The sequence below is a fragment of the Pseudoflavonifractor sp. HCP28S3_F10 genome (genome assembly GCF_052065415.1).
In the GTDB taxonomy this organism is placed as follows: domain Bacteria; phylum Bacillota; class Clostridia; order Oscillospirales; family Oscillospiraceae; genus Pseudoflavonifractor_A.
In genome coordinates this window covers 22,046-36,458 of sequence record NZ_JBQHUB010000003.1, presented here as the reverse complement: position 1 = coordinate 36,458, position 14,413 = coordinate 22,046, and the positions used below count along the sequence as shown (strand labels likewise).

Here is a 14,413-nt window from a genome sequence, read left to right as displayed (position 1 = left end):
ATGAAAGATGTTGGCAAAAAAGAAGCTCAACCGTCTGCTCTCGTCCCTGCTGGCCGTTATCATGGTCCTCGGCCTGCTGCCCACCGCGGCCTTCGCGGCGGGGACAGACAAAAACCAGATAGTCAGAGACGGCAAGGAAGTTGTCACTGACGATGGCAAAGTCAAGCACTCCAAAATGATTGAACAACTTGGAGAGAATGAGTTTAAAATTACCCTGACCATAAAGACCTCGGAGGAGGTCACAGAACAGGTCGTCTCCCCCGACGCCGCGGTCGTGCTGGTCATGGACGTCTCCAACAGCATGAAGGAGACTGTGAGCGGCAGCGATCCCAAACGCGAGGAGGACATGCGGATCTACAAGGCGAAGGCCGCGGCGAAGAAATTCATTGACAGCTTTGCCGCAGAGGCCGGAGATGCCCGGCGGCAGGTCTCTATCGTGGAGTTTGGTTCCTCCGCCTATACCATTCAGGGCTGGGCCGATACAGACACTGCCAAGAGCGCAGTGGATAATGTCAAGGTCAACTTCAGCTATCCGGCATGCACCATTTCCGGTTCGCACACCCACGAGGTCAATACCATTGAGTGGGGCGGTTTCCTGAACCTGCAATGGCGCTGCAATGTTCCGGGTTGTGAGTACTATGTGAAAGACAGCATTCTCGGCAGTCTCCGCTGGCATACGCTGTTTGAAAAAGGCTACGAGGGTCATATCCACACCAAGAGTTTTGACGGACCTCACGGCGATTCCTATACCGACGGCGGCGGAACGAACATCGAGGGCGGTCTCCGGCTGGCCGGCAACCTTCTGAGTACCACTGATATCGAAAACAAGTATGTGGTGCTGATCACAGACGGCGTGCCCACGTATTATGTGGAAGGTGCCCCCACCAGCACCACCTTCATTGATGGCAAAAAGGGCGGCGGCAACCAGGCCACGCACAACGATTATGTAGATGTGCCCAATGTGGCCAGCGACATCAAGGAGAACGCCCTGCTGTATACCGTGTCCTACGGAAGCATCCGGGATAAGGTCAACAATCAGCCCATTGACACGTGGCTCTCCAGCTTCGCCAACAAGAATGTCCCCGCAGGCAATGATATTGACTGGGGTCTTGGACAGATCACCGACATTATTAAGAATCAGGCCAAGGCCTGGATCCTGACCGACCTTATCCCGGCTGAGAACCATATCAAGTTCCTTCCCGAGGACAACAGCAACATTCCTTTGGATAATACGGATAACGTATTTTACTACGACACCGCAAATAAGCAGCTGGTCTGGAATCTGAAGGGTGACGCCCCAGACCGAGCAGAGCCCGTGGACAATGTAAATTGGTACGTCTATGAGGAGAGCTATATCGTCCGTCTGGATACGCTGGACAACGGCTTTATCGCAGGGGCAGACTATGCCACCAACGGCAGCACCACCCTTACTTATATGCTCACCGATGAAAACGGCAACCTGGACAGCACCCTTCATACCGCTAAGATCGTGGATATCCCCCAGGTAGAGGGATTCGCCGGCACCCTGACCTTCACCAAGAAGGCCTACGGCGAGCCTCTTGCCGGTGCCGTCTTTACCCTGACCCATAAGAGCGACTGCGCCTGCGGCATCTCCTCCAACTGGAGCGCCACCGCCACCTCCGGCAATGACGGCACGGTCTCCTTCTCGGGCATCCCCTCCGGCCACACCTACACCCTGACCGAGACCGCCCCGGCGGGCTATACCGCTGCCGGTCCCTATGACGTCAAGGTGGCCTGGGGAGCGCTGGACGAGAGCGGCACCACCGTCCCCAATGTGGTGGACAACAAGTTCAGCGAGGAGTACACCACCATCCCCGTCACCAAGATCTGGGTGGACGGCGGCAGCGCAAACCGCCCCTCCATCACCCTGACCCTGACTCAGTACAAGGGCGATACCGCTACCGGAAAGACCTGGGAGAAGACTCTCACCTCTGCCGACGCCGTGGACGGCCAGCCCACCCAGTGGAGCTACACCTTCGGTGCGTCTCAGACCGAGAAGCTGCCCATCAAGGACGTAAACGACAACACTCCGTACACCTACAAGGTCGCCGAGTCCGCCGTCAGCGGCTACAGCACCTCCTACAGCGACGATACTTACACCGTCACCAACTACGCCAATGACAAGACCTCCGTCTCCGGCACCAAGACCTGGATCGACTCGGAGACCAGCCATCCCGACATCGAGATCGAGCTGCTGGCCAACGGCGAGCCCCTCTCCCCCGCCAAAACGGTCACCCTGAAGAGCGGCGAGACCAGCTACTCCTTCCCCGATCTGCCCAAATATGATGCAGACGGCGAGATCGAGTACACCGTCCGCGAGAACACCGACCTGGCCAACTACTCTGAGGAAAAGAACGGAAACGACTTCACCAACCGCATCAACCAGACTACTACCACCGTCTCCGTCTCCAAGGTCTGGTTCGACAACAGCGACGCCTACGGCACCCGTCCCGACACCATCACGGTCAACCTGCTGGCTGACGGCGAAGTGGTCAGCAGCGCGGAGCTGTCCTCCGCCAATGCCGCTGCCGGCAACGCCAACCTGTGGAGCTACACCTTTACCACCGACGCCCAGGGCGAGGCCCTGCCGGTCTACCGCGTGGGCAGCGACGGCAAGGTCAACGGCGAGAAGATCTGGTACACCCTGTCTGAGGATGAGATCGGTACTGTCAATAACGACGGCGATTCCTACGAGTGCAAAGTGATGGGCAACATCATCACCAACACCCTCACCGGCACTGTCTCCATCTCCGGCACCAAGTCCTGGGTGGAGCCCGACGGCGCTGAGCGGCCCCAGGTCAGCTTCATCATCCCCGGCACCGGCCGGACCACCGAGCTCAAGGCCGACGGCACCTACTCCTTCGAGGATCTGCCCAAGTACTACGCCAGCGGCGAGAAGATCAACTACTCCGCCGTGGAGGTCCAGTACGCCGGTGACAGCTCCGCCGACACCCACTATGTCCCCGAGAAGGACGGCGACGACTTCACCAACTACTATCACGACACCACTGTTGTCTCCGGAACCAAGACCTGGCTGGACAACGACAACGCCTACAGCACCCGTCCCTCCAGCGTGACTGTGGAGCTCTACGCCGACAATGAGCCCACCGGCAAGACCGTGGTCCTGGACGGCACTGCCGACGAGGGTCTGGCCGCCGATGCCACCGGCGAGTACGGCGCCTGGCAGTACCGCTTCACCGGTCTGGAGGAGTACCGCTATGAGACCGTGGTGGTGGAAGAGGCCACTCCCGACACCCCCGCTGTCACCGAAGAGGTGGCCGTGAAGATCGTGTATTCCGTGAAGGAGGCCAGGGTCTCCGGTTATGATGTGAGCTACGACGGCTTCAACATCACCAACACCCTCACCGGCACCACCTCCGTCTCGGGCACCAAGACCTGGAACGACAACAACAACGCCTACGGCACCCGTCCCGAGACCATCACCTTCAAGCTGTACCAGAACGGCGGCGCTGAGGCCTTCCGCACCACTACCATCGGCAAGAACGACGCCGGCTACTCCTTCGACAACCTGCCCATGTACGACAGCCAGGGTGTGAAGTACACCTACACCGTCAGCGAGGACGCCGTCCACGGCTACACCTCCACTCCCAACGGCTACAACTTCACCAACGACCTCCAGCAGCAGTACACCAAGGTGGAGGTCAGCAAGACCTGGATCGACGGCGGCCGCACCGACCGCCCCGACATCACCATCACCCTGAAGCAGGACGGCGAGCCCTTCGGCACCACCACCCTGAAGAGCCCCACCGTCACCCACACCTTCGGCGTGGACAGCGAGGGGAAGGAAACTCTCCCGGTGTTCAAGTTCGACGGTGACGGCAAGGTCACCGGCAAGTACGCCTACACCGTGGAAGAGGCCCCCGTGGAGGGTTACGACACCACCATCTCTGGCTTTGGCATCACCAACAAGCTCAAGGAGATCACCACTGATCCCACTACCAGCCTGACCTTTACCAAGCAGTGGGCGGCTCCCGAGGGCTACAACCTGCCCGAGGCCATCTTCACCATCTACCGCAACGGCACTGAACATGCTATCGTGTCCTCCAGGGATATGACCTACGACGCCGTGAAGGGCTTGTACACTTACACCGCCCCCAACCTGCCCAAGTTCAGCGCTGACGGCCACACCGCCTATACCTACACCGTGGAGGAGACCACTGTTCCCACCGACTTCACCTCCTCCAGGGCCGCCGGCAACAGTTTCCTCAACACCATCAAGCCCGGCGAGGCTGTCCTGAACGGCAGCAAGACCTGGACCCTCCAGCCTGAAGCCACCCGCGATGACTACAGCATCACCGTGGAGGTCTGGCGGGACAAGAGCTTCCTCTTCGAGCAGAAGATCGCGTCCGACAAGGCCCAGTTCACCTTCTCCATCACCAACGACCTGGAGGGCAAGGCCCTGCCCAAGTACGCCACTGACGGCCACGAGTATACCTACGAGCTCAAGGAGAAGGCCGTGGACGGCTTCACCGCCGGCAGTTCCACCGCCAATGGCGTGACCAGCTTCACCAACACCTACAAGACCTATCAGTACCAGGTGAACTACCACTATACCGCCACCATCGACGGCACCGTCGTGGTGGATAACGAGGTCCAGACCGGCAGCGTGGAGACCCGGTACCACGGCGATCAGACCGTCAGCCTGACCCCCGACGCCGCCCGGGAGTACACCGCCGCCGACGGCAGCAAGTATACCTATACGTACCAGAACAGCACCCTGACAGTGGAGGACGATGTCTCTGCCCTGACCGGAAGCCCCATCAGCGTCCATCTGAGCAAGGACGGCGTTACCTATGTGATCGACCTCTACTATGCCTACAGCTACACCACCCCCTATGATCCCGGCACTTCCACCAAGTATGACATCACCGTCAACTACCTGGAGCAGGGCACCGGGAAGGTCCTGCACGAGCAGCACACAGAGCGCCACCGCTCCGGCTACAAGTACGATGTGACCGGGTTTGACGCCATCAGCATCGACGGCTACACCTATGTGGAGACCACTGGCGACGCCCTGACCGGCACCCTGAACCGTGACAAGGTCATCAACGTGTGGTACACCGCCGAAGTGGAGCTGCCCGAGCCCAGCACCCCGCTGGATCCCAAGCCCTCCGAGACCCCCGAGCCCACGCCCGAGCCGATTCCTGAGCCCACCGAGCCTGCCGAGCCCACCGATCCCACCGAGCCCGGCATCGACATTGAGGAGCCCGGCACGCCCAAGGGCGATCTTCCCCAGACCGGCATGGTGGCCGCGCCTGTGGAGCCCTCTGTGACCCTGGGACTGGTGGCCCTGGCCTTCTCCCTGGTGGGAGCCGGCCTGCACCTGACCTTCGGCCGCAAGAAGGCGGAGGACGAGGAGTAAGCAAATCTCTCTCAGCTTCCCAGCAGAAAAGCCGGGGGACCGCAGACGCGGTCCCCCGGTTTTTCTATTTCGTTTGCAGTTACGCACCGCCCAGCAGGGCGGCCACCTGAGGAAAGAGCTCCACTGTCCGGGGCAGGATGCCGTTGAGATAGGCGATGAGGATGCCGTAATTGGTCACCGGGACCCCCTGGTCCTGACAGCAGCGCAGACGGTAACGCATCTCCCGGGGCGGCAGGGTACAGGCCCCGCAATGAATCACCAGTTTATAGGGGCTCAGGTCCTCGGGGAACTGGCCGCCGGAGGTAAAGGTGAACTCCGGCTCCACCCCTGTTCGTCTCCGGATCCAGCCCGGTAGCTTGACGGTGCCGATGTCTCCGCATTGACGGTGGTGGGTGCAGCCCTCGGCGATGAGGACTTTGTCCCCGTCCCGCAGGCGGTCCACCGCCGCCGCCCCCGCCACGGCCAGGGGCAGGTCACCCTTGTACCGGGCCATGAGGATGGAGAAGGAGGTAAGGAACACCGACTCCGGCACCAGTTTGCTCACCGCGCCAAAGACCTGACTGTCGGTGATGACCATACGCGGGGGTACGGTGAGCTTTTCCAGCGTCTGGGGCAGCTCGCTGTCCCGGCACACCAGGGCGGAGGCCCCGGCCTCCAGAATGTCCCGGATGGTCTGCTGCTGGGGCAGGATGAGCCGGCCCTTGGGGGCCGCCTTGTCGATGGGCACCACCAGTACCGCCGTATCCCCCGGCGAGAGCAGGTCGGCCACCAGTGGACGGCGCGGTTCCTCCGGCTGGGCCAGCCGGGCGGCAAGCTCCTTGAGCTCATGGATGTGGAGGCCGGTCCTGGCGCTGACCCAGAGGGTGTTTCCCTCCCCCTCCGGTACGGCAGGGAGCAGGTCTGCCTTGTTCCGGGCCATTACAAAGGGGATCTCCTTCTCCCGGATGAGGGAGAGGAGCTCCTCCTCCGCCGCTCCCAGGGGAAGGGTCGCGTCGGCCACCACCACCGCCAGGTCGGTCTTGTTCAGCACCTGCCGGGTACGGCGCACCCGCAGTTCCCCCAGCGCCCCCTCGTCGTCGATGCCCGGTGTGTCGATGATCTGCACCGGCCCCAGAGGCAGCAGCTCCATGGCCTTGGACACCGGATCGGTGGTGGTACCCTTCACATCGGAGACGATGGACGTCTCCTGGCCGGTGAAGGCGTTGACCAGGCTGGATTTGCCTGCGTTCCGCCGGCCGAAAAAGGCGATGTGGACCCGCTCGCCGGCGGGGGTCTGATTCATACCGCTCACAGCGTCCTCCTTTTAGAAACGGAAGTCCCGCTCACCCTGGGCGATCTTCTCCAGCCGCTCCACCACGATCTGACGCACCTTTTCCTTGGGAATATCGACGAGCTGCCGGGCGATCACCTTTTCTCCAATGGCCCGGGTCTCGGGGGCGGCGTAGTCCATCAGGTACTCCTTCAGGGTCATCAGGGCGTTGGGCAGGCAGCAGTTCTGGATCTGGCCCGACTTGCACAGGGACATGAAGCGGTCGCCGGTGCGGCCCTCCCGGTAGCAGGCGGTGCAGAAGGAGGGCACATAATCCATCTCCATCAGCCAGCGGACCACCTCGTCCAGGGTACGGCGGTCGGACAGGTCGAACTGGGCGGAGCTCTCCTCCTCAGGCTCGGGCTCCACGTAGCCGCCCACGCTGGTGCGGGAGCCGCCGGAGATCTGGGAGATGCCCAGGTGGAGCACCCGCTCCCGGACCATGGGGCTCTCCCGGGTGGAGACGATCATGCCGGTATAGGGCACCGCCACCCGGATACAGGCCACGATCTTGGCAAAGATATCGTCGGAGATGCCGTTGTCAAAGGCGCCGGGGTCGATGTCGTCGGCAGGGCAGACACGGGGCACGCTGATGGTGTGGGGTCCCACGCCAAAGACAGCCTCCAGGTGCTCTGCGTGCATGAGCAGACCGGCGAACTCGTAGCGGTAGAGCTCCAGACCGAAGAGGACCCCCAGGCCCACGTCGTCTATGCCGCCCTGCATGGCCCGGTCGTGGGCCTCGGTGTGGTAGGCGTAGTTGCTCTTGGGGCCGGTGGGATGGAGCTTCTCATAGCTCTCCTTGTGATAGGTCTCCTGGAAGAGAATGTAGGTGCCGATGCCGGCCTCTTTCAGCTTGCGGTAGTTGTCCACCGAGGTGGCGGCGATGTTCACGTTCACCCGGCGGATGGCTCCGTTCTTGTGCTTGATGGAATAAATGGTCTGGATGGACTCCAGGATATACTCCAGAGGGTTGTTCACCGGGTCCTCGCCGGCCTCCAGCGCCAGACGCTTGTGGCCCATGTCCTGGAGGGCGATGACCTCCCGTTTGATCTCCTCCTGGGTGAGCTTCTTGCGGGGGATGTGCTTGTTTTTGGCGTGGTAGGGGCAGTAGAGACAGCCGTTGACACAGTAGTTGGAGAGGTACAGGGGGGCGAACATGACGATGCGGTTGCCGTAAAAGTCCTTCTTGATCTGCTGGGCCAGGGCGTAGAGCTCCTGGTTTTTGTCCTCCAGCTCGCAGGCCAGCAGGACGGAGGCCTCCCGGTGGCTCAGGCCCTTGCGCAGCCGGGCCTTTTCCAGAATAGAGTCGATGAGGGCAGCGTCAGTCTTGTGTGCGTCGGCATAGGCCAGGCTGTCCAGGATCTCCTGGTGGTCGATGAATTCCTCGGCTTTCATGGATTTAGGATCGTACATGGTGTGTCTACTTCCTTTCTTTTGGGTCAGCGCGGAGCTTCCCCTTCAGAGATTTTTTTGTTTTTGCCGATATGGTCTCCACGGTGGACCACCACCCGGTAGCCGATGGAGGCCATCCGCGCCTCCAGGCAGCGGCGGCACTGGGCCGCCTCGTCTCCCGTGCAGATCTTGTTGTCATAGAGGGCGTATTTCTCCCGTACTTCCGCCGGAGACAGGTTGGGCATGCACACGTTGGCCCCGGCCTGGATGCCCAGCTCCCGCCCCCGGGGGTGGATGGTGCCCAGGGCGGTGGTGGCGGGGAGGAGCACATCGGGCAGCATCAGGCGGATGAGTCCCAGCAGGAACAGGGTCAGTTCCAGAGTCCCGGCGGGCTGATAGCGCAGCGGGGTGTCGTGCTGGGGGATGAAGGGCCCAATGCCCACCATGTCCGGCTCCAGCGCCCGGAGGAAGAGCAGATCCTCGGCCAGATGCTCCGGCGTCTGCCCGGGGGAGCCCACCATAAAGCCGCAGCCCACCTGGTATCCGATGTCTTTCAGATCCCACAGGCAGCGCTTCCGGTTCTCCGGGGACATTTCCGCCGGGTGGAGGGAGCGGTAATGATCGTCATTGGCGGTCTCGTGCCGCAGCAGATAGCGGTCTGCCCCGGCGTCGAACCAGGCCTGATAGACCTTCCGGGGCTGCTCCCCCACCGAGAGGGTCAGGGCGCAGTCCGGGTGGGCGGCCTTGACGGCGCGCACCAGCTCTTCCACCCGTTCCGGGGTGTACCAGGGGTCCTCGCCCCCCTGGAGGACGAAGGTGCGGTAGCCCAGGGCATAGCCCTCCCGGCAGCAGGCCAGAATTTCCTCCCGGCTGAGCCGGTAGCGCCGGGCGTTCCGGTTGGAGCGGCGGATGCCGCAGTAGAGGCAGTCGTTTTTGCAGTAGTTGGTGAACTCGATGAGGCCCCGGATGTACACATCGGCGCCGTAATACTCCCTGCGCCGGACATCGGCGCGGCGGAAGAGTTCCCGTGCCAGTGCCTCGTCCCGCCCCCGGATGAGGGCGGCGAACTCCGCTCCGGTGAGGGTCCCCTCCCGCTCCAGCTTATCCAGCAGTGTTCTCATCCCGGTGCTCCGTCAGCTTGGAGTAGACCGCCTTGGCGGTGACGCCGGGCAGCATCCCCGCCTTGCCCGACAGGGTACTGATCACGTCCCCCGGCGCGTCCAGCACGATGCTGATGATGCTGATCTTCCGTTCCCGGTAGGGCAGCCCCATCCGTCCGATAATATAGTCCTTGTACTGGTGGAGCAGGGCGTTGAGGGGCTCCACCGAATCGGGCTGCTCCACCACCAGCCCCAGCAGGGCCACACGGTTTTCCATATCTATCATCCTCTCTGTGTGAAAATACAAAAGGCGCACCCGGAAGGGTACGCCAAAACAAGCCCTCGCACACTGAGGACTTTGTGTTCTGTTCCGCTCCCCTTCCCCGTCAGGACCAGGTCCTTCCGCATCAGTATCGCTTTTTATAAAAGTATACCATATAGTTTAATCAGTGTAAAGCCCTTTTCCGCCCCGATCCACCCCTTTTCTTGCAATAAGAGCAGACCTGTTATAAAATGAGGGCAGCGTCCCCGTTCCATCCCCACACTCATACGCCGGAGGTATTCAGATGAGACGGATCCATTACAATTCCCCGGTCATCCTGACCTATTTCTTTCTCTCCCTGGGCGCGCTGCTCATGGGCGCCCTCACCAAAGGGTACAGCACCGCCGCCCTCTTTTCGGTCTATCGCGCCCCGCTGACCCCCCTCTTTTTCTTCCGTCTTTTCGGCCATGTGCTGGGCCACAGCAGCTATGCCCACTTCGCGGGCAACATGGTGCTGCTGCTGGTGGTAGGCCCTCCCATGGAGGAGAAGTACGGCAGCCGGGCGCTGCTCTCGGGCATCCTGGTCACCGCCCTCATCTCGGGTCTGCTCCAGTGCCTGCTCTTCCCGGACACGGCTCTGCTGGGAGCCAGCGGCATTGTGTTCATGCTCATCATGCTCTCCTCTCTGGCGGGCATGCGGGCGGGCTCCATTCCCCTGACCCTGATCCTGGTGGGTATCATCTATCTGGGGCAGGAGGTATACTCCACCCTCTTCGTGCAGGACAACGTGGCCCATTTCATGCACCTGGTGGGGGGCGCATCGGGTACCGCCTTCGGTTTTATGGCCGCGGGCAAGCGGCTGGGCCGCTAAGTGAATACAAAACGACCGGAAGGCGGCAGAATACCGCCTTCCGGTCTTTTTTCGCAGACAAGGGCCCGCGCTCAGTCCTTCTTGGGAGCCAGCAGCTTGGTCAGCATGGCCACCTTTTTGCCGATGCCCCGGGCCTTCTCCATGCCCTCGGGGTCATCCATGGTGCCCGAGCCGTCGCCGGGGTTCCACAGGCTGGCGCCGGCGTAGACGCACACGCCGCCGTTGCACACGGTGATGCCCTGGGTGTGGTAGAAGCCCAGGATGCCGTTGATTGCCTGCTCCTGGCCGCCGTTGCGGGTGCCGCCCACGGCGATGGCGCCGCCCACCTTCCGGGAGAAGAAGTCCGGGTCATCCTTCAGGATGGTCCAGGTGGGACGGAACCGGTTGAAGAAGGTGGCCAGCTGGGCGGTGATGTTCATCTCATACACCGGAGTGGCGATGATGTAGCCGTCGGCGTTGTAGAACTTCTCATACAGCTCGGTCATGTCATCGTCCTTGTAGACCGGGCAGTAGGTCACGCCCTCTCTGGTGCACCGGTTGCAGTGGATACAGAAATTGAGCTTGCGGCCCCGCAGCTCCACCAGCTCCACTTCCACGTCGCCGGTGGCCTCAGCCGCCTCCAGCGCGGCCTTCAGCGCGGTGTAGGCCGATTTCTTCCGGGGGCTGCCGCAGATACCGAGGATCTTTACCATCTTTCACGCACTCCTTTTTTCCCGCTTCTTCCGACGGGACCGCAGTCCCCCTCGGAAGCGTTTTTATACTCTCATTATAAATTTCTTGTACTACTTTTACAACAGTTTTTAATTGCTTTGTACTACTTTTTTAGTGCCTCCAGTACCCGCTGCGGGGTCAGGGGCAGAATCTCCAGCTCCCGGTCCAGGGCGTCATTCACCGCGCCCACGATGGCGGGCACCACGGGGACGATGGAGGCCTCGCCGATGCTCTTGCCGCCGTAGGGGCCGCCCTGCTCAAACGCTTCCACAAAGCGGATGGTGATGGGGGGCACGTCGGTGGAGCGGGGCATCCGGTACTTCCGAAAACTGGCGTTGACAGGTTTTCCCTTATCATCCAGCTCGATGCCCTCGAAGAGGGCCATGCCCATACCCATCAGGATGGCGCCCTCGATCTGTCCCTCCAGCAGCATGGGGTTGAGGGCGGTGCCCACGTCGCACACCGCCAGATAGTCCATCACCTTCACCTCGCCGGTTTCCTTGTCCACCCGGACTTTAGCGAAATGGGCGCCATAGGAACCGGCGTTGTGGTCGGAGCAGTAGGACACGGTCTCCAGGATCTTGCGCTTCTGCTTGTCGTAAGCGTAGCACGCCAGGTCGGCCCGGGTGAGCCGGCGGTCATCTCCGTCCGTGGAATAGCGCCCGTCCTCAAACCGGACGGCCTCTTTCCCGCAGCCCAGCATGGCGGCGGCCACCTCCAGCAGGGTGTTGGCCATCTGGCGGGAGACGGTCTCCACCGCCGCGCCGCCCGACCAGGTGTTCCGGCTGGCGCCGGAGCCCATGTCGTAGGGACAGGTATGGGTGTCCGAATGGGTCAGTTCGATCTGGTCGAAGGGGATATCCAGCGTCTCGGCCACGATCTGCTTCATCAGGGTATAGGTGCCCGCGCCGTGGTCAGTGAGGCCGGTGCGCAGCAGCACCGAGCCGTCCTCGTGAAGCATCAGCTCCGCTACGGTGATGTCAGGTGCGAAGGGGGCCACGCCGTTTCCGTGGAGGGCGGTGGCCACGCCGTAACCGTAGGCATAGCGCCCGTCCTCCAGGCTTTTGCGCTCCGCCCACTTCCGCTTCCAGTCAAAGAGCCCGGCGCCCCGGAGCAGGCAGTCGTGGACCCGGGCGTTGCCCAGAGTATCGTTGGCCCCCCGGTCCAGCCCGTAGGGCCGCACCAGATTCTTTTCACGAAACTCCACCGGGTCCATGTCCACCGCCCGGGCCGCCTTGTTCACCAGCAGCTCCAGCGTAGAGAACACCTTGGGAGAGCCGAAGCCCCGCATGGCGCCTCCCACCGGGGTATTGGTATAGGCTGCCTTGCCGTCAAAGCGCTGGTTCTCCGTCTGATAGACCTTGAACATCTTGCCGCACATAGCGGACTGGACGTTGATGCTGCCGCCGCAGTAGGGACCGGAATTCATAAAGGACCGGATCTCAAAGCCGGTCATCCGGCCGTCCCGGTCCACGCCCATCTTTCCGTAGAGCTTGATGGCGTGGCGGGTGTAGGTGGACACCATGGACTCGCCGCGGCTGTAGCGGATCTTCACCGGCCGGCCCCCCGCCTTTTTGGACAGGAGCAGGGTCAGCGGCTCCAGCAGGATGCCGTCCTTGCCGCCGAAGGTGCCCCCGATCAGCTCCCCGTGAAGGGTGATATGGGTGTAGGGCAGGCCGAAGATCTTGCCCAGCATGATCTGGGCCCGGTGGACGCCCTGCTGGGGCTCCCAGACCTCCAGAAAGTCTCCCCGGTGCCACTGGCCGATGCACACATGGGGCTCGATGGCGCCATGGTGGATCATGGCGGTGGCAAAGCGGTTTTCCACCACCACCGGGCTCTCTGCCAGGGCGGCGTCCACATCGCCGCACTCGGCCCGCTGCGCCTTGAGCAGGTTGCCCTCCGGATAGACCAGAGGCGCGCCCTCTTTCAGCGCCTCCTCCGGGTCAAATACGGCGGGCAGCTCTTCATACTCCACCTGGATGAGGCCGGCGGCCTTCCGGGCGATGGCCTCGGTGTCGGCGGCCACGGCGGCCACCTCGTCCCCCACGAAGCGGACCACCCGGTCCAGCACCCGCTCGGTGGCGGGCAGGGGGTCTTTTGCCCACCGCATGATGCGGTTGAAGGTCACGTCCGGGGAATCCTGATAAGTGATGACCGCCCGGACGCCGGGCAGAGCCTCCGCCCGGCTGGTGTCGATGGATTTGATGCGGGCGTGGGCCACGGGGCTGGTGAGCACCTTTCCGTGGAGCATCCCCGGCAGACGCAGGTCGTCGGTATACCTGGCCTCGCCGGTAACCTTGGCCGCAGCGTCGATGGTGGGCGTGGGCTTTCCAATGTATTTCATAACGCACTTCTCCTTGCTGCGCGGGGACAGACATGCCCCGGCCTGTTGTGTATCTGAGATGGCGTCGTGTCCCAGCGTCTCCCCTTTCGCTCTCCCGGCTCAGCGGCCGGATTCGATGTCCCAGTTCTGCAGGATACGCATGCCGTAGTTCTGTGGATGAAAATAATGATAATTGAGCAGCACCGGCTGGTCCTGCAGGTCATAAAAGAGCTGCTCACAATAGAGGAGGGGCGTTCCCCCGGGCAGGCGGAAGAGCTCCGCCTCCTTTTCCCCGGCGGGGACGGCCCGGTAGTCGTTGAGGGAATGGGCCAGATGCCTTCCGCAGTGGTCCCACATGCTCTCATGGACGTACCAGTTGTTCTCCTCCGGCCGGAAGGGCCGCTTGATAATGGCGGCGGGCAGCAGGCTGATGGTGAACACGCCGGGCTCCCCGTCGGCGGTGTAGAGGGTCTCGTTCCGCTGCAGCCAGGCCCCAGGCGGGACGTTCAGCCGCCCGGCCGCATGCTCATCCGCCGGCTCCATGCCCAGGTAGAGCATCTTCATCCCCGGCTCCCGGCCGTTCTGGCGGAAGGTATCGGCAAAGGAAAAGCCCTGGTCCTGCCGGTTGGCCGGGTCCAGCACACTGGGATGGACGAAATTGCCCACGCCGTGGCGCTTGGTGATGTAGCCCTCCAGGGCCAGCATCAGCAGTCCCTCCCGCAGTGTGACCAGGCTGATGCCCAGCCGCTTGGCCAGCTTCTCCTCAGAGGGTAGCTTGTTGTCCGGAAAACGCTCGGTACGGAAGATCTCCAGCAGCCGGCGTTTTACTTCCATATAAGAACTGAGGTTCGTCCTTCCCATATTATACTCCTCATAAGTCCTTTTGTATCCTTATAAGACTATGCTCATATAATACCACATTAGTACTACTATTTCAATCATCGGTACTCAGTACGCCGTATTTTCTCTCTTCTGCGCAAAAATACCTGATTGGAATTGTGAAGAACGACCGCTCTTCGCTTTTCCATGGTCCTTTTT

General features: G+C 62.0%; 9 protein-coding genes. 2 read left to right on the top strand and 7 right to left on the bottom strand.

Annotated features, from left to right (window positions below; genetic code table 11):
• Positions 1-7: 7 nt before the first annotated feature.
• Positions 8-5,404, top strand: a complete 5,397-nt coding sequence (locus tag ACTNBZ_RS02605; protein ID WP_441208088.1) for a Cna B-type domain-containing protein — start codon at positions 8-10, stop codon at positions 5,402-5,404.
• A gap of 79 nt (positions 5,405-5,483) precedes the next feature.
• Here the strand turns inward: ACTNBZ_RS02605 and hydF are convergent, their stop codons facing one another.
• Genes hydF through ACTNBZ_RS02585 form a run of 4 tightly spaced genes read right to left on the bottom strand, consistent with a single transcriptional unit; the run spans position 5,484 to position 9,482 of the window.
• On the bottom strand, positions 5,484-6,686 hold the full coding sequence (gene hydF, locus ACTNBZ_RS02600) for a [FeFe] hydrogenase H-cluster maturation GTPase HydF (RefSeq protein ID WP_441208158.1): 1,203 nt from the start codon (positions 6,684-6,686) through the stop codon (positions 5,484-5,486).
• 21 nt (positions 6,687-6,707) lie between these two features.
• Positions 6,708-8,126: a [FeFe] hydrogenase H-cluster radical SAM maturase HydG gene (gene hydG / locus ACTNBZ_RS02595; RefSeq protein ID WP_441208087.1), complete on the bottom strand. Its 1,419-nt coding sequence runs from the start codon at positions 8,124-8,126 to the stop codon at positions 6,708-6,710.
• Positions 8,127-8,152: 26 nt separating this feature from the next.
• Entirely contained in the window at positions 8,153-9,226 is a 1,074-nt protein-coding gene (gene hydE, locus ACTNBZ_RS02590; RefSeq protein ID WP_441208086.1) for a [FeFe] hydrogenase H-cluster radical SAM maturase HydE, read from the bottom strand.
• A complete protein-coding gene (locus ACTNBZ_RS02585) occupies positions 9,207-9,482 on the bottom strand; it encodes a TM1266 family iron-only hydrogenase system putative regulator (RefSeq protein ID WP_441208085.1) in 276 nt (91 codons plus the stop codon). Before ACTNBZ_RS02585 ends, hydE begins: the two co-directional genes overlap by 20 nt.
• A 289-nt stretch (positions 9,483-9,771) precedes the next feature.
• Between ACTNBZ_RS02585 and ACTNBZ_RS02580 the strand changes: the two genes are divergently transcribed.
• Entirely contained in the window at positions 9,772-10,338 is a 567-nt protein-coding gene (locus tag ACTNBZ_RS02580; protein ID WP_441208084.1) for a rhomboid family intramembrane serine protease, read from the top strand.
• Positions 10,339-10,409: 71 nt separating this feature from the next.
• Here ACTNBZ_RS02580 and ACTNBZ_RS02575 read toward each other — a convergent pair whose 3' ends face one another.
• From ACTNBZ_RS02575 to ACTNBZ_RS02565, 3 genes are all read right to left on the bottom strand, one after another.
• Entirely contained in the window at positions 10,410-11,030 is a 621-nt protein-coding gene (locus ACTNBZ_RS02575; protein WP_441208083.1) for a flavodoxin family protein, read from the bottom strand.
• A 122-nt stretch (positions 11,031-11,152) separates the two neighbouring features.
• Complete coding sequence (locus ACTNBZ_RS02570) at positions 11,153-13,396, bottom strand: xanthine dehydrogenase family protein molybdopterin-binding subunit (RefSeq protein ID WP_441208082.1); 2,244 nt, start codon at positions 13,394-13,396, stop codon at positions 11,153-11,155.
• Positions 13,397-13,495: 99 nt separating this feature from the next.
• Positions 13,496-14,236, bottom strand: a complete 741-nt coding sequence (locus ACTNBZ_RS02565; protein WP_441208081.1) for a GntR family transcriptional regulator — start codon at positions 14,234-14,236, stop codon at positions 13,496-13,498.
• Positions 14,237-14,413: the final 177 nt, after the last annotated feature.

What these genes read in the sequence shown, in the direction of transcription:
- ACTNBZ_RS02605 (WP_441208088.1), top strand. Translation starts at nt 8, where the DNA reads ATGTTGGCAAAAAAGAAGCTCAACCGTCTGCTCTCGTCCCTGCTGGCC.
- hydF (WP_441208158.1), bottom strand. Translation starts at nt 6,686, where the DNA reads ATGAATCAGACCCCCGCCGGCGAGCGGGTCCACATCGCCTTTTTCGGC.
- hydG (WP_441208087.1), bottom strand. Translation starts at nt 8,126, where the DNA reads ATGTACGATCCTAAATCCATGAAAGCCGAGGAATTCATCGACCACCAG.
- hydE (WP_441208086.1), bottom strand. Translation starts at nt 9,226, where the DNA reads ATGAGAACACTGCTGGATAAGCTGGAGCGGGAGGGGACCCTCACCGGA.
- ACTNBZ_RS02585 (WP_441208085.1), bottom strand. Translation starts at nt 9,482, where the DNA reads ATGGAAAACCGTGTGGCCCTGCTGGGGCTGGTGGTGGAGCAGCCCGAT.
- ACTNBZ_RS02580 (WP_441208084.1), top strand. Translation starts at nt 9,772, where the DNA reads ATGAGACGGATCCATTACAATTCCCCGGTCATCCTGACCTATTTCTTT.
- ACTNBZ_RS02575 (WP_441208083.1), bottom strand. Translation starts at nt 11,030, where the DNA reads ATGGTAAAGATCCTCGGTATCTGCGGCAGCCCCCGGAAGAAATCGGCC.
- ACTNBZ_RS02570 (WP_441208082.1), bottom strand. Translation starts at nt 13,396, where the DNA reads ATGAAATACATTGGAAAGCCCACGCCCACCATCGACGCTGCGGCCAAG.
- ACTNBZ_RS02565 (WP_441208081.1), bottom strand. Translation starts at nt 14,236, where the DNA reads ATGGGAAGGACGAACCTCAGTTCTTATATGGAAGTAAAACGCCGGCTG.